15 protein-coding genes are annotated in these 22621 nt (G+C 70.1%); 11 read left to right on the top strand and 4 right to left on the bottom strand.

Annotated elements, in window-relative coordinates; all coding sequences use genetic code 11:
- Positions 1–6 precede the first annotated feature (6 nt).
- The 6 genes from mtrA (at position 7) to ACFWBT_RS07675 (ending at position 7710) form a co-directional block, all read left to right on the top strand.
- Positions 7–696 (top strand): two-component system response regulator MtrA, encoded by a 690-nt coding sequence (gene mtrA / locus ACFWBT_RS07700; protein WP_209441191.1) that lies wholly within the window; start codon positions 7–9, stop codon positions 694–696.
- Between the two features lies 1 nt (position 697).
- The gene (mtrB, locus tag ACFWBT_RS07695; RefSeq protein ID WP_385697130.1) at positions 698–2782 is read left to right on the top strand and encodes an MtrAB system histidine kinase MtrB; all 2085 of its coding nucleotides are present in this window, start codon (positions 698–700) and stop codon (positions 2780–2782) included.
- Positions 2772–4616 (top strand): LpqB family beta-propeller domain-containing protein, encoded by a 1845-nt coding sequence (locus tag ACFWBT_RS07690; protein WP_385697146.1) that lies wholly within the window; start codon positions 2772–2774, stop codon positions 4614–4616. Before mtrB ends, ACFWBT_RS07690 begins: the two co-directional genes overlap by 11 nt.
- A 206-nt stretch (positions 4617–4822) precedes the next feature.
- Positions 4823–5749 carry a ComF family protein gene (locus ACFWBT_RS07685; protein ID WP_385697129.1) on the top strand — a complete coding sequence of 309 codons (927 nt, stop codon included), beginning with the start codon at positions 4823–4825 and terminating at the stop codon, positions 5747–5749.
- A 316-nt stretch (positions 5750–6065) separates the two neighbouring features.
- Entirely contained in the window at positions 6066–6758 is a 693-nt protein-coding gene (gene hpf / locus ACFWBT_RS07680; protein WP_385697127.1) for a ribosome hibernation-promoting factor, HPF/YfiA family, read from the top strand.
- A gap of 205 nt (positions 6759–6963) precedes the next feature.
- The gene (locus ACFWBT_RS07675; RefSeq protein WP_351553923.1) at positions 6964–7710 is read left to right on the top strand and encodes a response regulator transcription factor; all 747 of its coding nucleotides are present in this window, start codon (positions 6964–6966) and stop codon (positions 7708–7710) included.
- 38 nt (positions 7711–7748) lie between these two features.
- Here ACFWBT_RS07675 and ACFWBT_RS07670 read toward each other — a convergent pair whose 3' ends face one another.
- Positions 7749–9002 carry a winged helix-turn-helix domain-containing protein gene (locus ACFWBT_RS07670; RefSeq protein WP_385697126.1) on the bottom strand — a complete coding sequence of 418 codons (1254 nt, stop codon included), beginning with the start codon at positions 9000–9002 and terminating at the stop codon, positions 7749–7751.
- Between the two features lie 181 nt (positions 9003–9183).
- Entirely contained in the window at positions 9184–9750 is a 567-nt protein-coding gene (locus ACFWBT_RS07665) for a GNAT family N-acetyltransferase (protein ID WP_385697144.1), read from the bottom strand.
- A 244-nt stretch (positions 9751–9994) separates the two neighbouring features.
- On the opposite strand from ACFWBT_RS07665, the gene secA reads away from it, so the two are divergent.
- The gene (gene secA, locus ACFWBT_RS07660) at positions 9995–12835 is read left to right on the top strand and encodes a preprotein translocase subunit SecA (protein WP_385697124.1); all 2841 of its coding nucleotides are present in this window, start codon (positions 9995–9997) and stop codon (positions 12833–12835) included.
- 129 nt (positions 12836–12964) lie between these two features.
- Here the strand turns inward: secA and ACFWBT_RS07655 are convergent, their stop codons facing one another.
- Entirely contained in the window at positions 12965–13795 is an 831-nt protein-coding gene (locus ACFWBT_RS07655) for an Rv3235 family protein (protein ID WP_385697122.1), read from the bottom strand.
- Positions 13796–14159: 364 nt separating this feature from the next.
- On the opposite strand from ACFWBT_RS07655, the gene ACFWBT_RS07650 reads away from it, so the two are divergent.
- Both ACFWBT_RS07650 and ACFWBT_RS07645 read left to right on the top strand, forming a co-directional pair.
- Positions 14160–14675 carry a DUF6912 family protein gene (locus ACFWBT_RS07650; protein WP_385697120.1) on the top strand — a complete coding sequence of 172 codons (516 nt, stop codon included), beginning with the start codon at positions 14160–14162 and terminating at the stop codon, positions 14673–14675.
- Between the two features lie 57 nt (positions 14676–14732).
- Positions 14733–15398: an HAD family hydrolase gene (locus ACFWBT_RS07645; protein ID WP_385697119.1), complete on the top strand. Its 666-nt coding sequence runs from the start codon at positions 14733–14735 to the stop codon at positions 15396–15398.
- A gap of 203 nt (positions 15399–15601) precedes the next feature.
- Here the strand turns inward: ACFWBT_RS07645 and ACFWBT_RS07640 are convergent, their stop codons facing one another.
- Positions 15602–16168 (bottom strand): DJ-1/PfpI family protein, encoded by a 567-nt coding sequence (locus tag ACFWBT_RS07640; RefSeq protein ID WP_266759401.1) that lies wholly within the window; start codon positions 16166–16168, stop codon positions 15602–15604.
- Positions 16169–16867: 699 nt separating this feature from the next.
- Between ACFWBT_RS07640 and ACFWBT_RS07635 the strand changes: the two genes are divergently transcribed.
- Together ACFWBT_RS07635 and ACFWBT_RS07630 are read left to right on the top strand one after the other, a co-directional pair.
- Positions 16868–21805: an NAD-glutamate dehydrogenase gene (locus ACFWBT_RS07635; protein ID WP_385697117.1), complete on the top strand. Its 4938-nt coding sequence runs from the start codon at positions 16868–16870 to the stop codon at positions 21803–21805.
- A 291-nt stretch (positions 21806–22096) separates the two neighbouring features.
- Entirely contained in the window at positions 22097–22591 is a 495-nt protein-coding gene (locus ACFWBT_RS07630; RefSeq protein WP_385697115.1) for a GtrA family protein, read from the top strand.
- Positions 22592–22621 lie beyond the last annotated feature (30 nt).

The following is a 22621-nucleotide window of genomic DNA, read 5'->3' as shown; positions in this document are numbered from 1 at the left end:
AATGGGATGATGTCGTTTATGAAGGGACGAGTCCTTGTCGTCGATGACGACACCGCACTGGCCGAGATGCTCGGCATTGTGTTGCGTGGTGAAGGTTTTGAGCCGTCTTTCGTAGCCGACGGCGACAAGGCGCTGGCCGCTTTCCGCGATGCCAAGCCCGACCTGGTGCTCCTGGACCTGATGCTGCCCGGACGGGACGGCATCGAGGTATGCCGCCTGATCAGGGCGGAGTCCGGGGTACCGATCGTGATGCTCACGGCGAAGAGCGACACCGTCGATGTCGTGGTCGGCCTCGAATCGGGCGCCGACGACTACATCGTGAAGCCGTTCAAGCCAAAGGAGCTGGTGGCGCGGATCAGGGCGCGGCTGCGCCGTTCGGAGGAGCCGGCACCCGAACAGCTGTCGATCGGCGATCTCGTGATCGATGTCGCCGGTCACTCTGTGAAACGGGACGGCATGTCCATCGCGCTGACGCCGCTGGAGTTCGACCTGCTGGTCGCGCTGGCGCGCAAGCCGTGGCAGGTGTTCACGCGTGAGGTCCTGCTGGAGCAGGTGTGGGGCTACCGGCACGCGGCGGACACCCGCCTGGTGAACGTGCATGTCCAGCGGCTGCGCTCCAAGGTCGAGAAGGACCCGGAGCGTCCGGAGATCGTGGTGACCGTCCGAGGTGTCGGTTACAAGGCAGGGCCGAGCTGACATGTCACGGGACAGTGCCGCTCCGGCGCCCGCTGAGCAGGGGGACCGTTCGGGGCGGCCTGTCGGCCGGAACATGACGGGTTCACGCTGGGAAAGGTTCTTCGAGGGAGGACTGCTCCAGGGCGGAGTCCAGGGCAGCCCGGTCCTTCGGCTGCTCATACGCTGGGTGCGTCGTCCGTTGCTGCCCGTGATGCGGCTGTGGCGGCGCAACATCCAGCTCAAGATCGTTGTGACGACGCTGCTGATGTCGCTCGGTGTCGTCCTGCTGCTCGGCTTCGTCGTGATCGGGCAGGTGCGCAACGGCCTGCTCGACGCCAAGGTGAAGGCCTCGCAGAGCCAGGCCACCGGTGGTTTCGCGGCGGCCAAGCAGCAGGCGGACGGGGGAGTGACCGCGAACGGCGACGAAGGGTCGTCCGCCGACGGCCGCTCGTCCAAGAACGTCAGCCAGTGGATGACCGATCTCGTCGTGTCCCTGTCCAGTGGTGGACAGGGTGCGTTCGACGTGGTGACGCTCAACTCCACCGCGGCGGGCGACGGCAGCGGTGGCCTCGCGCCGCGGTACTCGGGTCAGGTCGACCCGACGGTGAGCGTGCCCGAGAATCTGCGCGCCCGGGTCGACGAGAGCACGGCCGCGGCGCAGAGCTACACCCGTGTCGTCTACAAGGACGGCCGTGAGTCCCAGCCGGCGCTGGTCATCGGCAAGCAGGTCAACGACCCCAACGGGGACGCGTACCAGCTCTACTACCTCTTCCCGCTGACGCAGGAGGAGAAGTCGCTGAGCCTGGTCAAGGGGACCCTCGCAACGGCCGGACTGTTCGTCGTGGTGCTCCTCGGCGCCATCGCCTGGCTCGTGGTGCGCCAGGTCGTCACCCCGGTGCGGATGGCGGCCGGGATCGCCGAACGGCTCTCCGCCGGACGCCTCCAGGAACGTATGAAGGTCACCGGCGAGGACGACATCGCGCGCCTCGGCGAGGCCTTCAACAAGATGGCGCAGAACCTTCAGCTGAAGATCCAGCAGCTGGAGGACCTCTCGCGGATGCAGCGGCGGTTCGTCTCCGACGTGTCGCACGAACTGCGGACGCCGCTGACGACCGTGCGGATGGCAGCCGATGTCATCCACGACGCGCGTGTGGACTTCGACCCGGTGACCGCGCGGTCGGCCGAGCTTCTCGCCGACCAGCTGGACCGGTTCGAGACGCTGCTCGCGGACCTGCTGGAGATCAGCCGGTTCGACGCGGGCGCGGCGGCGCTGGAGGCCGACGCGATCGACCTCAGAGAAGTCGTACGACGGGTGGTCGGCGGAGCCGAGCCGCTCGCCGAGCGCAAGGGCACGCACATACGCGTCGTCGGCGACCAGCAGCCGCTGATCGCCGAGGCCGACGCCCGGCGGGTCGAGCGGGTGCTGCGCAACCTCGTCGTCAACGCCGTGGAGCACGGCGAGGGCAAGGACGTCGTCGTCAGGCTCGCCGCGGCGGGCGGAGCGGTCGCGATCGCGGTCCGCGACTTCGGCGTCGGGCTCAAGCCCGGCGAGGCGACCCGGGTGTTCAGCCGCTTCTGGCGGGCCGACCCGGCACGCGCGCGTACCACCGGCGGCACGGGCCTCGGCCTGTCCATCGCTCTGGAGGACGCGCGGCTGCACGGCGGCTGGCTGCAGGCCTGGGGCGAGCCGGGCGGCGGTTCGCAGTTCCGGCTGACCCTGCCGCGGACGGCCGACGAGCCTCTCAGGGGATCGCCGATACCGCTGGAACCCAAGGACTCCCGGCGCAACCGCGGACTCGACGACGCCGGTCTGCCGCACGGCGGCAGTACCAAGCTCGCGACGGTGCCCGTACAGCAGTCCGGAGCCGGGACGGGTTCCATGCCGCCGCACGGGCCCATGGCCCCACGGCTGGCCGGGGCGTCGCCCACGGCCGATCCGACGGCGCTGCCCGGCAACGGCGCGCGCGTGGTGCCCCGGCCCGCCGGGGCGGTGCGCCGCCAGGAGGAGACATCCGGCACCGGCCGGGAACGGACCGCGCAGGAGCGGGGGCGGGACGGCGAGAGGCCGGAGGAGCTCGGACATGGGGAGGCATTTCGTGGGCGCTGACCGCGGGGGGAACGGCGTCCGCGGACGCCGTCCGGTACGCGTCGTGGTGTACGCCGGCTGTGGAGCCCTGCTGCTGGCGGGGTGTGCCTCGATGCCGGACAACGGGGACCTGCGCGGGGTCGAGTCGACGCCGCGCCAGGACTCGCAGGTCCGCGTCTACGCCATGCCGCCGCACCCCGGCGCCTCGGCGGCGGAGATCGTGCAGGGCTTCCTTGAGGCGCTGACCAGCGACGACGCCAAGTACGAGACGGCCGGCAAATACCTCACCGACGGCGCCCGCAAGGCGTGGGATCCGTACCGCTCCACGACGGTCCTCGCGGACGCGCCGAACTCGGTGGCGCTGCCCTCGGAGGCCAAGGGCGGCAGTCGCGACGCCGCGTTCCGGCTGAGCGGCGGCAAGGTCGCCAAGGTGGACGTGCGGCACGCGTACGAGCCGGACGCCGGCGAGTACAGCGGGTCGGTTCATCTGACCAGGCTGAAGAGCAACAAGCAGTGGCGTATCGACGCGCTGCCGCAGGGTGTCGTGATGGGCACGTCCGACTTCCAGCGCAACTACGTGTCGGTGAACAAGTACTTCTACGCGTCGAACGGCAACTCCGGCAGCGGCCGTCCCCTGCGGACCGTCGCCGACCCGGTCTATGTGCGCGCGCAGGTGGACCCGATGACGCAGATCGTGCGCGCGCTCCTGAAGGGGCCCACGAGCTGGCTGGACCCGGTGGTCAGGTCGAGCTTCCCCTCGGGCACGGAGCTGAGGAACAGCGACGTGTCGCTGGCGCCCGACGACCGCAACAGGGTCACGGTGCCGCTGAACGACAAGGCGGACCGTGTCGGACTCCCCAAGTGCCGTCAGATGGCGGCCCAACTCCTCCTCACCCTCCAGGACCTGACTCCCACCGGCGTCGACGAGGTGGAGTTCCAGAAGTCGGACGGTACGCAGCTGTGCGTGCTGAACAAGAGCCAGGCCGAGGGCGTCGCCGCGCACGGTACGGGCGAGCACCCGGGGTACCAGTACTTCATCGACCACGAGCAGCGGCTCGTCCGGATGCCCCGTGAGAACAGTGACAGGAAGCCCGAGCCCGTGCCCGGTGCGCTGGGCGAGGGCGGCAAGAAGCTGCGGGCCGCCGCGGTGGCGCGGGACGAGGGCAGCGCGGCCGGGGTGTCGGCCGACGGCCGGAACCTGTACGTCGGGTCGCTGGTGTCGGGCGGTTCGCTCGGCGAGCCGGTGGTGCAGAGCCAGGGCAGGACGGCCGACGACCGACTGACGACGCCCAGCTGGGACGCGCGGGGCGACCTGTGGGTGGCCGACCGTGATCCGAAGAATCCCCGGCTGCTTCTGCTGGAGAAGGGCGCGGGCGAGCCCGTTGTCGTCGGGGCGTCGCAGCTCGACGGGCGTATCGAGGCGGTGCGGGTGGCCGCCGACGGCGTGCGGATCGCGCTGATCGTCGAGAAGGACGGCAAGAGCTCGCTGCAGATCGGGCGCATCCAGCGATCCGGGCCGGACGATCCGCGCGGTGTGTTCGTCTTCGATCCGCGCTCCGTGGCACCCCAGCTGGAGGAGGTCACGGCCATGTCCTGGGCCGGGGACAGCCGGCTCGTGGTGGTCGGCAGCGAGAAGGGCGCCGTGCAGCAGATGCGGTACGTCCAGGTCGACGGTTCCACGCCGTTGGGCACTTCGCCCTCCGCGCTGGCCAACGTCAAGGAGATCGCCGCGTCCGAGGACGAGCAGCTGCCTCTGGTGGCGCACTCGGAGACGGACGGGATCGTGCGGCTGTCGGCGGGGGAGCAGTGGCAGAAGGTGGTCCAGGACGGGACGGCGCCGGTCTATCCCGGGTAGCGCCCTCGGTTCTGCGTCGGCGGGCTCGTCCGGTTTCCGGGCGGGCCCGCCGACGTTTGCGCCCGCTCGCTCACCGGCGGCCCGTGCGCGGGCCCGGCCCTGTCGTCCGCCCTGTCGTGGGCCGGCGTACAGCCGATCCAGGGGTTGTCCACAGGGGTTGTCCACAGGGGTGGCCGAGCGGGGCGGGCGTTGGCACAGTGGTGGTCATGCGGGGGTGGTGGCGGGACCTCACGGATCTGGTACTGCCGGCCGAGTGCGGAGGCTGCGGGAGGCCTCGCGCGGTGCTCTGCCCCGAGTGCCGTGCCGCCCTGAGCGGGGCCGCTCCGTGCCGGGTGCGACCGGTGCCCGAGCCGGCGGGGCTGCCTGTCGTGCACGCGGCGGCTCCCTACGAGGACGAGGTGCGGGCCGCGCTCCTCGCCCACAAGGAACGCGGTGCGCTGGCACTGGCGGCACCTCTGGGAGCGGCCCTCGCGGGGGCTGTGCGGGCGGGTCTGGGGCCGGTGCGACGTCCTGGTCCGGCCGGGCGGCTCACGGCTTCGCAGGGGCGGCTGGAGCTCGGGAAGGGGGAAGCGTGGGGCGGTCCGGGGCGGCGCGCGACCGGAGGCGCGGTGGTCCGGGGTTCGGGAGCGGGACGCGGGCCCGTGCTGCTCGTCCCCGTGCCGTCGGCGCGGAGGGCGGTCCGGGCGCGGGGGCATGATCCGGCGCGGCGGATCGCGCTCGCGGCGGCGGGCGAACTGCGGCGCACGGGAACGCCTGCCCGGGTCCTCGGCGTGCTGCGCCAGCGGCGTGCCGTGGCCGACCAGTCGGGGCTGAACTCCCGGCAGCGGCTGGCCAATCTGACGGGGGCCCTGGAGGTCGTCGCCGGGGCCGAGCGGCTGCTGGCCGAGGGAGGCCGGGTCGTGCTGGTGGACGACCTGATGACGACGGGGGCCTCGTTGGCGGAGGCGGCGCGGGCCGTACGGGCCGCGCAGTCGGGTGTGCGGGCGGTGCGATGGACGGGTGACGGCACGGAACTGTCGGCAGTGGAAGGGCGGATCGTGGGTAGGGAGCAAGCCGGAGGAACGAGCGGTGACACGGTCTGCTCGGCCGTGGTCGCCGCGCCTCCGGACGCTTTCGAAATAAACCGGAACTGACCGAGAACTTGCATCGTTGCAGGTAATGGGTGGGTCAATTCACCTGAACGGAGGTACGTCTCAGTAGAGGGTGACGACATCCGTCCAGGCGAGATATGTTCGGTTGTGAGGGAATGGCGCAGGCCAGTCCCTCGCGCATCCGAGTGCCGTACCGCGGGTTTTCAGCAATCACCCGCATCGGTGGGGTGGAGATCTTGTCCTTGGGGGAGGAGGAGGTGACAGTCACCGAGTCCGAGGTTCCGGTGCTCACCGGAACCTGGTGCAAAAGGGAGATGCTCCGCCAGTGGAGCGGGGCTATCCGGGAACGGAGTTCTGCGTGGACATCGTCGTCAAGGGCCGCAAGACCGAGGTGCCTGAGCGGTTCCGCAAGCACGTGGCCGAGAAGCTGAAGCTGGAGAAGATCCAGAAGCTCGATGGCAAGGTGATCAGCCTCGACGTCGAGGTGTCCAAGGAGCCCAACCCCCGACAGGCCGACCGCAGTGACAGGGTGGAGATCACGCTCCATTCCCGCGGACCGGTGATCCGGGCGGAGGCAGCGGCAAGCGACGCGTATGCAGCACTCGACCTGGCCGCGGACAAGCTCGAGGCCCGGCTGCGCAAGCAGCACGACAAGCGCTACACCCGCCGTGGCAACGGCAGGATCTCGGCAGCCGAGGTCGCCGACGTCGTCCCGGGGGCGGCGACGCTGAACGGCGACGGCAGCGTCGTCCACGACGACGAGCCGGACGCGGTACCGACGAAGAAGATCGGCTCTCTCGAGATCATGGGCGAAGGCCCCTGTGTCGTCCGCGAGAAGACCCATGTGGCCGCACCGATGACGCTCGACCAGGCGCTCTACGAAATGGAGCTGGTCGGGCACGACTTCTACCTCTTCGTCGACTCCGAGACGAAGGAGCCCAGTGTCGTCTACCGGCGGCACGCGTACGACTACGGCGTCATCCACCTCAGCACGGACCCGATGGTCACCCAGGGCGGAGCGGACGCGCCGGGCGGCGCGCTCGGCGGCTGACCACCCCTGGTGACGGCTCAGCCGGTGCCCCTGGAGCGCGAGTGCGCCCCCAGGGGCACCGGTGTGCGACCACTTCACGTTCCGCGATGTCACCGCGCTGCCGTCCGGGCATGGAATCATGGCCGCACCGGCCCAACCGGTGGGCCGTTGCCTTGGGTTGGCGATGGCACGGAAACACAGGCCACGGCCTTCAGGGGGAGGAACGATGGCGGACAGCTTCGGACCGATGCGTGACCGTGATGCCGACGACGGCGTCGTCGCCACCGGCCTGGACGCGGGCTCTCCGCGCAAGGAGCCCATCCGGGTCCTTGTCGTGGACGACCACGCCCTCTTCCGTCGAGGTCTGGAGATCGTTCTCGCGGCCGAGGAGGACATCCAGGTCGTCGGCGAGGCGGGGGACGGGGCGGAGGCGGTCGACAAGGCCGCGGACCTGCTGCCCGACATCGTGCTGATGGACGTACGGATGCCCAAGCGCGGCGGTATCGAGGCGTGCACCTCCATCAAGGAGGTGGCCCCCAGCGCGAAGATCATCATGCTGACGATCAGCGACGAGGAAGCCGACCTCTACGACGCGATCAAGGCGGGCGCGACCGGATATCTCCTCAAGGAGATCTCCACGGACGAGGTGGCCACGGCCATTCGCGCGGTGGCCGACGGGCAGTCGCAGATCAGTCCCTCGATGGCGTCGAAACTCCTCACCGAGTTCAAGTCGATGATCCAGCGGACGGACGAGCGCCGGCTGGTGCCCGCGCCGCGGCTCACCGATCGCGAGCTGGAGGTCCTCAAACTCGTGGCCACGGGGATGAACAACCGCGATATCGCCAAGGAGTTGTTCATCTCCGAGAACACCGTGAAAAACCATGTGCGCAACATCCTGGAGAAACTGCAGCTGCACTCCAGGATGGAAGCCGTGGTGTACGCGATGCGGGAGAAGATCCTCGAGATCCGCTAGGCGTATCGGCGTACCCCGAGGACGCGTTCCGCCGGGAGCTACCCGAGAACGCGGACGACTTCCCCGATGAGCGGCTCGCGCAGTTCCGGGGCGTCCACCCGCTCGACGCGCACATCCGTGCAGTCCACCCAGCTCGCGGCCTCCGCCAGGGCCTGAGCCACCGCCGCGACCGCCTTGGCGCCGTCCAGGGTGACCTGCCTGGCGACCAGCGTGCGGCCCTCCCGGGCCGGGTCCACCCGGCCGACGAGCCGGCCGCCGGCCAGGACCGGCATCGCGAAGTAGCCGTGGATCCGCTTCGGCTTGGGTGTGTACGCCTCCAGGCGATGCGTGAAATCGAAGATCCGCTCCGTGCGCGCCCGCTCCCAGATCAGGGAGTCGAACGGCGACAGGAGCGTCGTACGGTGGCGGCCGCGCGGAACCGTCTCCAGTGCCACCGGGTCCGCCCACGCGTCCCCCGACGTTCTTCCGCCGAGGCTCCTGGCGCCGCCCTTCTGGGCCGTGGGCCTGCCCCAGCCCTCCACCGTCACCGGGACCAGGCCCGAGTCCGCGATCACCGCGTCGACCTGCTCGCCCCTGAGGCGGTGGTAGTCGGCGATGTCCGCGCGGGTGCCGACACCGAGGGACTGGCCGGCGAGGCGGACCAGACGGCGCAGGCACTCCGCGTCGTCCAGTTCGTCGTGCAGCAGCGACTTCGGGATGGCGCGCTCCGCGAGGTCGTAGACCCGCTTCCAGCCGCGCCGCTCCACGCACACCACCTCGCCGTACATCAGCGCGCGTTCGACGGCGACCTTGGTGCCCGACCAGTCCCACCACTCGCTGGTCTTCTTCGCCCCGCCCAAGTCCGTGGCCGTGAGGGGGCCTTCGGCGCGCAGTTGCTTGACGACCTGGTCGTAGGCGCCGTCGGGCAGGTCGTGGTTCCAGTGCGGGCGGGCGCGGTAGGCGCGGCGGCGGAACGCGAAATGCGGCCACTCCTCCACGGGCAGGATGCAGGCCGCGTGGGACCAGTACTCGAAGGCGTGCGGTGCCGGGGATGTGTCGGCGGCCGGTGACGACGTCCAGTAGGCCTGCTCGACGGTCTTGCGGCCGACGGCGCCGAGACGGGCGTACGGAATGAGTTCGTGGGAGCGGGCGAGGACGGAGATGGTGTCGAGCTGGACCGCTCCGAGGTGCCGCAGGACTCCGCGGACGCCCGCCCTGCGGTCCGGGGCGCCCAAGAACCCCTGGGCTCGCAGGGCGATGCGGCGGGCTTCGTCCGCCGAGAGTTCGGTGATGGGAGGCGGAAGACTCGTCATGCCCACACGTTAGGCGGTGCCACTGACAATGGGGCCCGGCCGGGCGACCGGGCCGATGACCGGAGCCCGTGGCCGAGCCCGTGGCCGAGCCCGTGGCGAGCCCGTGGCCGAGCCCGTGGCCGGCGACCGAGCCGGTGAGCGGTGCCGGTCACCGGCGCTCGTCGTCCGCGCCCGGCCGGGCTCACCTGGCCGGCAGGTACGGCGCCGTCGACGGCAGGCCCAGGTCCGACGGGAGCAGCGAGCCCACCCAGCAGTCCCTGCGTACGCCCTTGTTGTTGATGGCGGCGCGCAGGGTCCCTTCGATGGTGAAGCCGGCGCGTTCGGCGACCGCGCGGGAACCGGTGTTGCCGACCTCGGCACGCCACTCGACCCGGTCGACGGACAGGTCCGTGAAGGCCCATCGGGAGGCCGCGACGGTGGCTTCGGCGATGTAGCCGTTGCCGCGGTGCTCCTTCGTCGCCCAGTAGCCGACCTCGCCGACGCCCAGGGAGCGCATGGTGATGGCGAGCATGCCCGCCAACTTCCCGGAGGGGAGGAAGACGCCGAAGGCGAAGGCGGAGCCGTCCGCCCAGCCTTCGGGCACCATCTGGTCCGTGAAGCCCGTCGCGTGCTCGCGCAGATAGGGCGACGGGATCGTGGTCCAGCGCTGGATGTCGGGATCCTGGGCGGCCTCGTAGACGGCGTCGGTGTCGTCCGCCCCCACGATGCGCAGGACGAGACGGTCGGTGGTCAGCGTGACGGGGTCCATCGGCCGATTCTGCTCGGGCATCCGGACGGACGCCATTCCTTTGCTGTGAGTGAGGGGTTCGCTACTTTTCGCTGTGCGAACGCGGCACCTTCAGCAACCCCGGTCCGTTGTCCTGGTGGCTGTCACCGGCAGACCTCCCGGCGCGGTGTGGTCCTCGCTTACGATGGCCGTTGCTCAAGCTGTGATTTGAAACTGCCATTGAAACCGACCGTCCCAGGCCCGACCGGCAAGGAGACAAACCCCCGTGTCCGTCCTCTCGAAGATCATGCGTGCAGGCGAAGGCAAGATCCTGCGCAAGCTGCACCGCATCGCGGACCAGGTCAACTCCATCGAAGAGGACTTCGTCGACCTCTCCGACGCCGAGCTGAGGGCCCTCACCGATGAGTACAAGCAGCGGTACGCCGACGGCGAAAGCCTCGACGACCTGCTGCCCGAGGCGTTCGCCACCGTCCGTGAGGCTGCCAAGCGCGCCCTTGGCCAGCGTCACTACGACGTGCAGATGATGGGTGGCGCCGCGCTCCACCTCGGCTATGTCGCAGAGATGAAGACCGGTGAGGGCAAGACCCTCGTCGGCACCCTGCCCGCGTATCTGAACGCTCTTTCCGGCAAGGGCGTCCACCTCATCACGGTCAACGACTACCTGGCCGAGCGCGACTCCGAAATGATGGGCCGCGTCCACAAGTTCCTCGGGCTCGAAGTCGGCTGCATCCTCGCCAACATGACCCCGGCCCAGCGCCGCGAGCAGTACGCGTGCGACATCACGTACGGCACGAACAACGAGTTCGGCTTCGACTATCTGCGCGACAACATGGCGTGGTCCCAGGACGAGCTCGTCCAGCGCGGCCACAACTTCGCGATCGTCGACGAGGTCGACTCCATCCTCGTCGACGAGGCCCGTACGCCGCTGATCATCTCCGGCCCGGCCGACCAGGCCACCAAGTGGTACGGCGATTTCGCCAAGCTGGTCACCCGCCTCAAGAAGGGTGAGCCCGGCAACCCCCTCAAGGGCATCGAGGAGACCGGCGACTACGAGGTCGACGAGAAGAAGCGCACCGTCGCCATCCACGAGCCCGGCGTCGCCAAGGTCGAGGACTGGCTGGGCATCGACAACCTCTACGAGTCGGTGAACACCCCGCTCGTCGGTTACCTGAACAACGCCATCAAGGCCAAGGAACTGTTCAAGAAGGACAAGGACTACGTCGTCATCGACGGCGAAGTCATGATCGTCGACGAGCACACCGGCCGTATCCTCGCCGGCCGCCGCTACAACGAGGGCATGCACCAGGCGATCGAGGCGAAGGAAGGGGTGGACATCAAGGACGAGAACCAGACGCTCGCCACGATCACCCTCCAGAACTTCTTCCGCCTCTACAAGCGCCACGACCACGACGGCAAGGAAATGCCCGGTCTCTCCGGCATGACCGGTACGGCGATGACCGAGGCCGCCGAGTTCCACCAGATCTACAAGCTCGGCGTCGTCCCGATCCCGACCAACAGGCCGATGGTCCGCAAGGACCAGTCCGACCTGATCTACCGCACCGAGGTCGCGAAGTTCGAGGCGGTCGTCGACGACATCGCCGAGAAGCACGAGAAGGGCCAGCCGATCCTGGTCGGCACCACCTCGGTCGAGAAGTCCGAGTACCTCTCGCAGCAGCTCGCCAAGCGCGGTATCCAGCACGAAGTGCTGAACGCGAAGCAGCACGACCGTGAGGCGCCGATCATCGCCCAGGCGGGCCGCAAGGGCGCCGTGACCGTCGCCACCAACATGGCCGGCCGTGGTACCGACATCAAGCTCGGCGGCAACCCCGACGACCTCGCCGAGGCGGAGCTGCGTCAGCGCGGCCTCGACCCCGAGGAGCACATCGAGGAGTGGGCGCACGCCCTGCCCGCCGCCCTGGAGCGTGCCGAGAAGGCGGTGAAGGCGGAGTTCGAGGAGGTCAAGGACCTCGGCGGGCTCTACGTCCTCGGTACCGAGCGCCATGAGTCGCGGCGTATCGACAACCAGCTGCGCGGTCGTTCCGGCCGTCAGGGCGACCCGGGCGAGTCCCGTTTCTACCTCTCCCTGGGCGACGACCTGATGCGCCTCTTCAAGGCGCAGATGGTCGAGCGCGTGATGTCGATGGCGAACGTCCCGGACGACGTGCCGATCGAGAACAAGATGGTCACGCGCGCGATCGCGTCCGCCCAGTCGCAGGTCGAGCAGCAGAACTTCGAGACCCGCAAGAACGTCCTGAAGTACGACGAGGTGCTCAACCGGCAGCGCGAGGTCATCTACGGCGAGCGCCGTCGCGTCCTGGAGGGCGAGGACCTCCAGGAGCAGATCCAGCACTTCATGGACGACACCATCGACGCCTACATCGCGGCCGAGACCGCCGAGGGCTTCGCCGAGGAGTGGGACCTCGACCGGCTGTGGGGCGCCTTCAAGCAGCTCTACCCGGTGAAGGTCACCGTCGACGAGATGGAGGACGCGGTCGGCGACCGTGCCGGTCTGACCGCCGAGTTCATCTCCGAGTCCATCAAGGACGACATCCACGACCAGTACGCGGCCCGCGAGGAGCAGCTCGGCTCCGAGATCATGCGTGAGCTGGAGCGCCGGGTCGTGCTGTCGGTCCTGGACCGCAAGTGGCGCGAGCACCTCTACGAGATGGACTATCTCCAGGAGGGCATCGGCCTGCGCGCGATGGCCCAGAAGGACCCGCTGGTCGAGTACCAGCGCGAGGGCTTCGACATGTTCAGCGCCATGATGGACGGCATCAAGGAGGAGTCCGTCGGCTACCTGTTCAACCTGGAGGTCCAGGTCGAGCAGCAGGTCGAGGAGGTCCCGGTCGACGACTCCGCGCCCTCCCTCTCCAAGCGGGACGCCGTTCCCGCGGGCGCGATGCGGCCCGAGATCCGCGCGAAGGGGCTCGACGCCCCGCAGCGGCCGGACCGGCTGCACTTCTCCGCGCCGACCGTCGACGGTGAGGGCGGCATCGTCGAGGGCGACTTCGCCAACGGCGACGAGCCCGTGCGCTCCGAGGCGGACGGGCTCACGCGCGCGGAGCGCCGCAAGCAGCAGAAGGGCGCCCGTCGGCGTAAGAAGTAGGGCGAGAGGGTCGCGGGCGGGCGGTGACCGCCGCCGCGCGCGACCGGTGACACGTCGGAAGGGCCGGGCACCTGGTGCCCGGCCCTTCGTGTTCGCCGGGGGCGGAGGCGGCGTGCAATCAGTCGCCGTTCAGTCGTTCGGGTGGGGCATGCGGGGGCCGCCGAGTTCGATCGCCGTGCAGCGCCAGCGGAGGTCGGGGCCCTGCTCCAGCCGGAAGGCCATGGCGCGGAGCTGGTCGCCGGCGCCGATGCGGGCGAAGACCTCGACGGCGCCGGGGCGCGCGACGTAGTAGCCGATGTCCCGGACGACGGGACGGGTGCCGCGGGTACGGAGGGGGCCGCGCTCGGCGAGCCAGGCCAGTTCGTCGTACGCGCGGCCCGCGGTGTGCCGCAGCATGCAGTGCACGGGACGCGCGCCGCTCAGTACGGCCAGCAGACGCTCGGCGAAGACGTCGGTGGGGCGGGGCTGGGGTGCGGGCGGGCGAGGCGCTTCGGCGGATGTCGTGCCGAGCGGCCGGGCCCCGCCTCGCGCCGTCGCCGGGGCCCGGCTTCCGGCCGGTGCCGCCGACGGGCTCCCCGTGGTCGGCGCCGTACACGGGTGGCCGGCGGGCCGGGTGGCCGACGGGTGGCCGGTGGTCCGTGCCGCCGACGGGTCGCCGGTGGCCGGAGCCGCGTACGGCCCCGGAGCCGGGTACGGCCGACTCGGGCTTCCTGGCGCCGACGGGTGGCCCGTGGACGGTGTCGGGGACGGGCGGCCCGTGGACGGAGCGGCGGCCGGGAGGCCCGCGAGGGGTGGCGGAGACGTGGCCGCGTCACCCGGTGCCGGGCTGCCGCCCGGGGGCCTGGTGGGGGTGCCCGTGCCCGGGGTGCGGGGTGGGGTGCTGCCGGGGCGGTGGGTGTCCTGGCGGCCGGGCGGACGGGTGCCCGGGTGGCGCCGCGTCCTGGTCATCACCTTGTTCATACGTCGTCCCCGCTCGTCGGGACCGGTCGACGCCGGTCGCTGGAACCGATCTCTACCGGTCGGTAACTTTCGTGTTGGGGATCTTGTACGAGGCGGGAGCGGCCCTCCGCAAGGACGGCGGGAGCGTGTCACGGCGCCGGGAGAGTTCACCTATCAGGGTGGCCGGGACGGGCGGAACCCTTGGCGGCACAGGGGTGCACCGGGTGAATCGCGGGCCCGGGGTGGACGCCACGGAGGGTGCGGCCGGGAACTCGAAAGGGGACGCCCGCACGTATCCTGAAGGCCCTCCCCGGAGGCGCGGGACCGCTCTCGCCGGAGCGCCCCGCGAGCCCTCGGGAGCCCCCGACTACGAAAGCGGCCAGCCATGCGCGTCTACGTCCCCCTGACCCTCTCCGGTCTCGCCGAGGCGTACAAGACGGGAGAGCTGGAGGCGGGACCGTTCGTCGCGTACGCGGTGACGCCCGCCCTGCGCGAGTGGTATCTCTCCGACGACATCGAGGAGCTGGAGTACGCGGCGCTGAGCCGTGCCGCGCTGGCCTCGCTGCGGCTCCTGGCGGTCGATCCCGGGGCCGTACGGCGCCGGGTCGTCGTCGCGGTCGACGTTCCGGACCGGGCCGCGGTCGCCGACCCCGACCGGGGGCTCGATCCCGTGGCGCTCGGCGAGGTGCGGGTCTCCCAGGCGGTGCCGTTGACCAAGGCGGCCGCCGTGCACGTCGACTCGGACGACGCGGAGGCGGATGTGACCGCGGCAGCGGCGGCGCTGGGCGCGGCGGACATCGGGGACGACGACGCCCAGTTCGTGGTCGACGGGGCCGAGGACCACGAACTGCTCTGGTTCGCCAGGCAGGAGATCCCCAACCTGATCGGGCTCGGGGAGTAGCCGCCCGGTTCCCGCCCACGATGAGGCGTTGTCGGTGGCGGCGGGTACGTTCTTGGTATGGGGAAGCAAGGAAACGCGCACATTGTGTGGGACTGGAACGGCACGCTGTTCCACGACAATGTCGCGATCATCGGGGCGACGAACGCCGCATTCGCCGAGCTGGGTCTTGAGCCGATCACGCTGGAGCGGTACCGGGCGATGTACTGCGTGCCCGTGCCGAAGTTCTACGAGCGGCTCATGGGGCGGCTGCCCACGGACGCCGAGTGGCAGATCATGGACGAGACCTTCCACCGGTACTACGCCGAGCACCGCAGAACGTGCGAGCTCACCGCCGGGGTGCCCGCGCTGCTGGCCGGATGGGGCGCGGCGGGTCGCAGCCAGTCCCTCCTGAGCATGTACGGCCACGAGGATCTGGTCCCGCTGGTGCGGAACTTCGGCATCGAGCCCCACTTCGTCCGGGTGGACGGGCGGACCGGGCCCTCCGGCGGCAGCAAGGCCGAGCACATGGTGCGGCACCTCGGGGCGATCACGGGTGTCGAGCCGTCCCGCGTGGTGGTGATCGGCGACGCCGCGGACGACGCGATCGCCGCACGGCACGTCGGGGCCGGGGCGGTCCTCTACACCGGCGGTTCCCACAGCCGCGCCAGCCTGGAAGTGGTCGGCGTTCCCGTGGTGGACAGCCTGGAGGAGGCGGTCGAGGAGGCCGAGCGGCTGGCGGCCTGAGCGGTCCGAGAGCCCTGACGACAGCCAGGGAGTGGCCTGGGCGGTCCGAAAGACCTGACGGCAGCCAGGGGGGCGGGGCGTCCCGAGAGGTCTGGCGCCGGCCAGGGAGCGGTCGGGGCGGTCCGAGGCGAGTTCTGGCGAGGGGACCTTCTTGAGCCCCTCGCCCGGTCCGCCCGTCCCGCCCGTGAGCCGGCCGTGCCCCCTCAGCTCACCGGGGCCTTCGCACGCAGCACCTTGAGGAACTCGCGCATCCAGGCGGAGTGGTCCGGCCAGGCGCGGGCGGAGACGAGGGTGCCGTCGACGACGGCCTCCGCGTCCTGGAAGGTCGCGCCCGCCGCCTGCATGTCGAGTTCCAGCGCGGGATACGCCGTGACGCGGCGGCCGCTCAGGCTGTCGACGGCCGCGGTCAGCAGAGGACCGTGGCAGATCTGCGCCACCGGCTTGTCCGCGTCGAAGAAGGACTTGAGGATCTTGCGGAGCTCGGGGTCGTTGCGGAGGTACTCCGGGGCGCGTCCGCCGGGGATGACCAGGGCGACGTACGCGCCGGGGTCGACCTCCGAGAACGCGAGGTCCGCCGGCCAGGTGTAGCCCGGCTTCTCGGTGTAGGTGTCGAAGCCCGGCTCGAAGTCGTGGACCACGAACTGGAGCTTCTTCTGGGTGGGGGCGGCGATGTGGACGTCGTAGCCCTCCTCGCGCAGGCGCTGGTAGGGGTACAGGACCTCCAGCGACTCCGCCGCGTCGCCGGTGACTATGAGGATCTTCGCTGCCATGATGCTGCGCTCCCGTCGGCCGTCTCGCGTGTTCCGTTGGTCGTCCCGGTCAACCTGCCTCCGGGAGCGGTTCTTGCCAAGGGGGCGTGCGCTGTTCGGGGCACCCGCGGTGGGGCCCGCCCGCGCACCCCGGCCGCCACAGGACTCCGCGGCCGCCGCAGAACACCGCCTGTAGTACGACGGTAGCCCGCAGTCGGCCCGCACTGCATGTCATCGCCCCATTCGTCCCTGTGCATAGTGTCAAAGTTCCACCCCCGGTTTTGTACACATACGGCTCATGACGGGGGCCGGGTAGAGGGCGATAGCCTGGTGGCGTGATCAGCGCGATATCTCGCGGGGGCATCGTCGCCCCTGCCCCGCGCCCGGAGCGCACGGACGACATCCGTGACCGGGCGTCCATCGCTGATCTTCGCGGGCGGGACGGGATGACGGCGAACGCCGTGTGCGGACACGCAAACGCGGCGAGCACCGACGGCAATGCACCCCGTGCGTCGATGGCACCCCGGGAACGGACGTCGCCGAGAGCAGCGTCACAGTCTCCGAATGCGTCGAGAATGACCGATACCCCGCCGCTCATCTCACCTTGCGGCATAGCGTCGAAGCAGACCGGACACCCCGCGTCACGGCGTTGCGTCGGAAGAGACGAGACCGTACTTCCTTCAACGTCACGCAACGGCGCGCGACAGGAGCCAGAGGACAATGCAGACCAAGCTGGACGAAGCCAAGGCCGAGCTGCTCGAACGGGCCGCCCGGGTAGCTGAGAACAGCCCGGTCGGGGGGCACCTACCGACTGGGACGACGGACGAGGGCACCCCCGACCGGGACAACGTGCTCGCGTTCCTCCAGCGCTACTACCTGCACACGGCCCCGGAGGACCTCACCGACCGAGACCCGGTCGATGTCTTCGGAGCGGCCTTCTCCCACTACCGACTGGCCGAGAACCGCCCTCAGGGCACGGCCAACGTGCGCGTGCACACCCCCACCGTCGAGGAGAACGGCTGGACCTGCAGCCACTCCGTCGTCGAGGTGGTCATGGACGACATGCCCTTCCTCGTCGACTCGGTGACCAACGAACTGTCCCGGCAGGGCCGCGGCATCCACGTCGTCATCCACCCGCAGGTCGTCGTACGACGCGACCTCACCGGCAAGCTCATCGAGGTGCTGCCCACGCGGCCCTCCGCCGAGGACCTGCCGCACGACGCGCACGTCGAGTCGTGGATCCACGTCGAGATCGACCGCGAGACCGACCGCGCCGACCTGAAGCAGATCACCGCCGACCTGCTGCGCGTCCTGTCCGACGTCCGTGAGGCCGTCGAGGACTGGGAGAAGATGCGCGACGCGGCGCTGCGGATCGCCGAGGAGCTCCCCAAGGAGCCGACCGCCGACGATCTGCGCGACCAGGAGGTCGAGGAGGCCCGTGAGCTGCTGCGCTGGCTCTCGGGAGACCACTTCACCTTCCTCGGGTACCGCGAGTACCAGCTGCGCGACGACGACTCGCTGGCCGCCGTCCCCGGCACCGGGCTCGGCATCCTGCGCTCCGACCCGCAGCACGGCGAGGACAGCCACCCGGTCAGCCCGTCCTTCGAGCGGCTGCCCGCCGACGCCCGCGCCAAGGCCCGCGAGCACAAGCTGCTGATCCTGACCAAGGCGAACAGCCGGGCCACCGTGCACCGGCCGTCGTACCTGGACTACGTCGGAGTCAAGAAGTTCGACGAGAACGGTGACGTCATCGGGGAGCGCCGCTTCCTGGGCCTGTTCTCCTCGGCTGCGTACACCGAGTCCGTGCGCCGGGTGCCCGTCGTCCGCCGCAAGGTCGACGAGGTCCTGCGCGGCGCCGGGTTCTCGCCCAACAGCCACGACGGGCGCGACCTGCTCCAGATCCTGGAGACCTACCCGCGCGACGAGCTGTTCCAGACCCCCGCCGACGAGCTCCGGGCGATCGTCACGTCCGTCCTGTACCTCCAGGAGCGGCGCCGGCTGCGGCTCTACCTGCGCCAGGACGAGTACGGGCGCTACTACTCGGCCCTCGTCTACCTCCCGCGCGACCGCTACACCACCGGTGTGCGCCTGCGGATCATCGACATCCTCAAGGAAGAGCTCAACGGCACCAGCGTCGACTTCACGGCCTGGAACACCGAGTCGATCCTGTCCCGGCTGCACTTCGTGGTCCGGGTCGAACCGGGCACCGAGCTGCCGCAGCTGTCCGACTCCGACAAGGAACGCATCGAGGCACGTCTCGTCGAGGCCGCGCGCTCCTGGGCCGACGGTTTCGGGGAGGCGCTGACCGCCGAGTGCGGCGAGGAGCGCGCCGCCGAACTGCTGCGCCGGTACGGCAACGCCTTCCCCGAGGGCTACAAGGCCGACCACTCCCCGCGCTCCGCCGTCGCCGACCTGGTCCACCTCCAGGCGCTCGACCAGGAGCTCAGCAAGGACTTCGCGCTCAGCCTGTACGAGCCGGTCGGCGCGGCACCCGGTGAGCGCCGCTTCAAGATCTACCGCACCGGCGAACAGGTCTCGCTCTCGGCGGTCCTGCCCGCCCTGAACCGCATGGGCGTCGAGGTCACTGACGAGCGGCCGTACGAACTGCGCTGCTCGGACCGTACGACGGCGTGGATCTACGACTTCGGGCTGCGCCTGCCGAAGTCCCTGAACGGCAACGGCGACTACCTCGGCGACGACGGCCGCGAGCGGTTCCAGGAGGCCTTCGCCGCCACCTGGACCGGGCAGGCCGAGAACGACGGCTTCAACGCCCTCGTGCTGAGCGCCGGGCTGACCTGGCGGCAGTCGATGGTGCTGCGCGCCTACGCGAAGTACCTGCGCCAGGCCGGTTCCACCTTCAGCCAGGACTACATGGAGGACACCCTCCGCAACAACGTCCACACCACCCGGCTGCTCGTCTCGCTCTTCGAGGCGCGGATGTCGCCGGAGCGCCAGCGCGCCGGTGTCGAGCTGACCGACGCCCTGCTGGAGGAGCTGGACGCCGCGCTCGACCAGGTCGCCTCGCTGGACGAGGACCGGATCCTGCGGTCCTTCCTCAACCTGATCAAGGCGACCCTGCGCACGAACTTCTTCCAGGAGGCGGCCGGCGGCACCCCGCACGAGTACGTCTCCATGAAGTTCGACCCGACGGCCATCCCGGACCTTCCGGCGCCCCGCCCGGCGTACGAGATCTGGGTGTACTCGCCGCGTGTCGAGGGTGTGCACCTGCGCTTCGGCAAGGTCGCGCGCGGCGGTCTGCGCTGGTCCGACCGGCGGGAGGACTTCCGCACGGAGATCCTCGGCCTGGTCAAGGCGCAGATGGTGAAGAACACCGTCATCGTGCCCGTCGGCGCGAAGGGCGGATTCGTCGCCAAGCAGCTGCCCGACCCGTCCGTGGACCGCGACGCCTGGCTGGCCGAGGGCATCCGCAGCTACCGGACCTTCATCTCCGCGCTGCTCGACATCACCGACAACATGGTGGCCGGCGAGGTCGTCCCGCCCGTCGACGTCGTCCGGCACGACGAGGACGACACCTACCTCGTGGTCGCCGCCGACAAGGGCACGGCGACGTTCTCGGACATCGCCAACGAGGTCGCGGAGAGCTACAACTTCTGGCTCGGCGACGCCTTCGCCTCCGGCGGTTCCGCCGGGTACGACCACAAGAAGATGGGCATCACCGCCCGCGGTGCCTGGGAGTCCGTGAAGCGGCACTTCCGGGAGCTGGGCGTCAACACCCAGACGCAGGACTTCACCGTGGTCGGCGTCGGCGACATGTCCGGCGACGTGTTCGGCAACGGCATGCTGCTCTCCGAGCACATCCGCCTGGTCGCCGCGTTCGACCACCGGCACATCTTCATCGACCCGACCCCGGACTCGGAGACCTCCTACGCCGAGCGCCGCCGCCTCTTCGAGCTGCCGCGCTCCTCGTGGGCCGACTACAACACCGAGCTGATCTCGGCCGGTGGCGGCGTCTTCCCGCGTACCGCCAAGGCCATCCCGGTCAACGCACACGTCCGCGAGGCCCTCGGCATCGAGTCCGGCGCCGCGAAGATGACGCCGGCCGACCTGATGAAGGCGATCCTCCAGGCCCCCGTCGACCTGCTGTGGAACGGCGGCATCGGCACCTATGTGAAGTCGGCCGCCGAGTCGCACGCGGACGTCGGGGACAAGGCCAACGACGCGATCCGCGTCGACGGCGCCGACCTGCGCGTCAAGGTCGTCGGCGAGGGCGGCAACCTGGGTCTGACCCAGCTCGGCCGGATCGAGTTCGCCCAGCACGGCGGCAAGATCAACACCGATGCCATCGACAACAGCGCGGGCGTGGACACCTCCGACCACGAGGTGAACATCAAGATCCTGCTCAACGCGGTGGTGGCCAACGGTGATCTGACCGTCAAGCAGCGCAACAAGCTGCTCGCCGAGATGACCGACGAGGTCGGCGCCCTGGTGCTGCGCAACAACTACGCGCAGAACACGGCGATCGCGAACGCGCTGGCCCAGTCCCCGAGCATGCTCCACGCCCAGCAGCGGTTCCTCCGCCACCTGGTCCGGGAGGGGTACCTCGACCGGGCCCTGGAGTTCCTGCCCAGCGAGCGGCAGATCCGGGAGCGGCTCAACGCCGGCCAGGGGCTGACCGGTCCGGAGACGGCCGTCCTCCTCGCCTACACGAAGATCACGGTCTCCGTCGAGCTGCTCGCGACCTCGCTGCCCGACGACCCGTATCTGCAGAGCCTGCTGCACGCGTACTTCCCGACGGCGCTGCGCGACAAGTTCCGTGAGCAGATCGACGGGCACGCGCTGAGCCGCGAGATCGTGACGACCGTCCTGGTCAACGACACGGTCAACACGGGCGGTACGAGCTTCCTGCACCGCCTCCGCGAGGAGACGGGTGCCTCGCTGGAGGAGGTCGTCCGGGCGCAGACCGCGGCCCGCGCGATCTTCAACTCCAGTGCGGTGTGGGACGCGGTGGAGGCGCTCGACAATGTCGTCGCCGCCGACGTCCAGACCCGGATCCGGCTGCACTCGCGCCGCCTCGTCGAGCGCGGCACGCGCTGGCTGCTCAACAACCGGCCGCAGCCGCTTCAGCTCGCCGAGACGATCACCTTCTTCAGCGACGGTGTCGAGCAGGTGTGGTCGGAGCTGCCCAAGCTGCTCCGCGGCGCGGACCTGGAGTGGTACCAGCAGATCTACGACGAGCTGTCGAGCGCCGGCGTGCCGGACGAACTGGCCACCCGTGTGGCCGGGTTCTCCTCCGCCTTCCCGGCGCTGGACATCGTCTCGGTGGCCGATCGCATGGGCAAGGACCCGATGGCCGTCGCCGAGGTCTACTACGACCTCGCCGACCGTCTGAGCATCACCCAGCTCATGGACCGCATCATCGAGCTGCCGCGGGCCGACCGCTGGCAGTCCATGGCCCGCGCGTCGATCCGCGAGGACCTGTACGCGGCCCACGCGGCGCTCACCGCCGATGTCCTCGCGGTGGGCAACGGCTCCTCCACGCCCGAGCAGCGCTTCGAGGCCTGGCAGGAGAAGAACACGGCGATCCTCGGACGGGCCCGCACCACCCTGGAGGAGATCCAGGGCTCGGACTCGTTCGACCTCGCCAACCTGTCGGTGGCGATGCGGACGATGCGGACGCTGCTGCGCACGCACTCCTAGCCGGTAGGCGAACGGGGGCGCACCGGGCCATCACGGCTCGGGGCGCCCCCGTCGCGCGTGCGCCGCATCCGCTGCGCGAACGGCGCCCCGTCGAGCACGGGGTGCCTCGCCTCTCTCTTCGAAGTGCCCGGGCCGTGCGGTCCGGGCACTTCGCCGTTCCCGCCGTCTCCGGCGCTTCTCTGACGGTTTTCTGGTGAAACCCCGGCTCGCGATTTACCTATACCTGGTAAATAGGACATTTAGCTTAAGGTGAGTTCGACCGACGGACAGACGTGTGGAGGACCCGGACCCGTGACAGTGCACCTCTCCGAGAGGCCGGCCCCCGTGGCGGCCCTGCCCGTCATCCGCCCCCGGTACGCCCCGAAGGCCCCGAGGGTCCGCCGGCTCGCCCTGGAGGTGGCCCGCTTCTCGGTCGTCGGTGGCAGCGGGGTCGCCGTCAACGTCCTCTTCTTCAACCTGGCGTTGCACGGCCTGATGTGGGCCCCGATGACCGCCACGGTGATCGCCAGCTGTGTCGCCATGGGGACGAACTACCTCGGCTTCCGCTTCTTCGCCTACCGGGACCGGGCCTCGCGCACCCGGCGTCAGATCGCCCTCTTCTTCGCCTTCAGCGGGCTGGGTGTCGCCATGGAGAGCGCGCTGTTCTATCTCGGCTATCACGGCCTGGGGATGAGCGGCCCGCTCGGCTCGAACCTCGCCAAGGCGCTGTCGATCGTGCTGGCCTCGGGGTTCCGCTTCGTGGCGTACCGGACATGGGTGTTCCAACACGCGAAGAACGCACGATAAGCCTCCAAAAAGGGTCACGGTCTCTACGAT

Source organism: Streptomyces sp. NPDC060027, assembly GCF_042737005.1.
Classification (GTDB): Bacteria; Actinomycetota; Actinomycetes; order Streptomycetales; family Streptomycetaceae; genus Streptomyces.
The sequence above is the reverse complement of the archived record's forward strand: the minus strand, read 5'-3'. Positions and strand labels throughout refer to the sequence as shown.

Bases quoted from the DNA above. Each gene is read 5' to 3' on its own strand.
- ACFWBT_RS07655 (WP_385697122.1), bottom strand. From the start codon at position 13,795: ATGAACAAGGTGATGACCAGGACGCGGCGCCACCCGGGCACCCGTCCG.
- ACFWBT_RS07635 (WP_385697117.1), top strand. From the start codon at position 16,868: ATGCAGACCAAGCTGGACGAAGCCAAGGCCGAGCTGCTCGAACGGGCC.
- mtrA (WP_209441191.1), top strand. From the start codon at position 7: ATGATGTCGTTTATGAAGGGACGAGTCCTTGTCGTCGATGACGACACC.
- ACFWBT_RS07650 (WP_385697120.1), top strand. From the start codon at position 14,160: ATGCGCGTCTACGTCCCCCTGACCCTCTCCGGTCTCGCCGAGGCGTAC.
- ACFWBT_RS07670 (WP_385697126.1), bottom strand. From the start codon at position 9,002: ATGACGAGTCTTCCGCCTCCCATCACCGAACTCTCGGCGGACGAAGCC.
- mtrB (WP_385697130.1), top strand. From the start codon at position 698: ATGTCACGGGACAGTGCCGCTCCGGCGCCCGCTGAGCAGGGGGACCGT.
- ACFWBT_RS07685 (WP_385697129.1), top strand. From the start codon at position 4,823: ATGCGGGGGTGGTGGCGGGACCTCACGGATCTGGTACTGCCGGCCGAG.
- ACFWBT_RS07675 (WP_351553923.1), top strand. From the start codon at position 6,964: ATGGCGGACAGCTTCGGACCGATGCGTGACCGTGATGCCGACGACGGC.
- ACFWBT_RS07665 (WP_385697144.1), bottom strand. From the start codon at position 9,750: ATGGACCCCGTCACGCTGACCACCGACCGTCTCGTCCTGCGCATCGTG.
- ACFWBT_RS07645 (WP_385697119.1), top strand. From the start codon at position 14,733: ATGGGGAAGCAAGGAAACGCGCACATTGTGTGGGACTGGAACGGCACG.
- ACFWBT_RS07640 (WP_266759401.1), bottom strand. From the start codon at position 16,168: ATGGCAGCGAAGATCCTCATAGTCACCGGCGACGCGGCGGAGTCGCTG.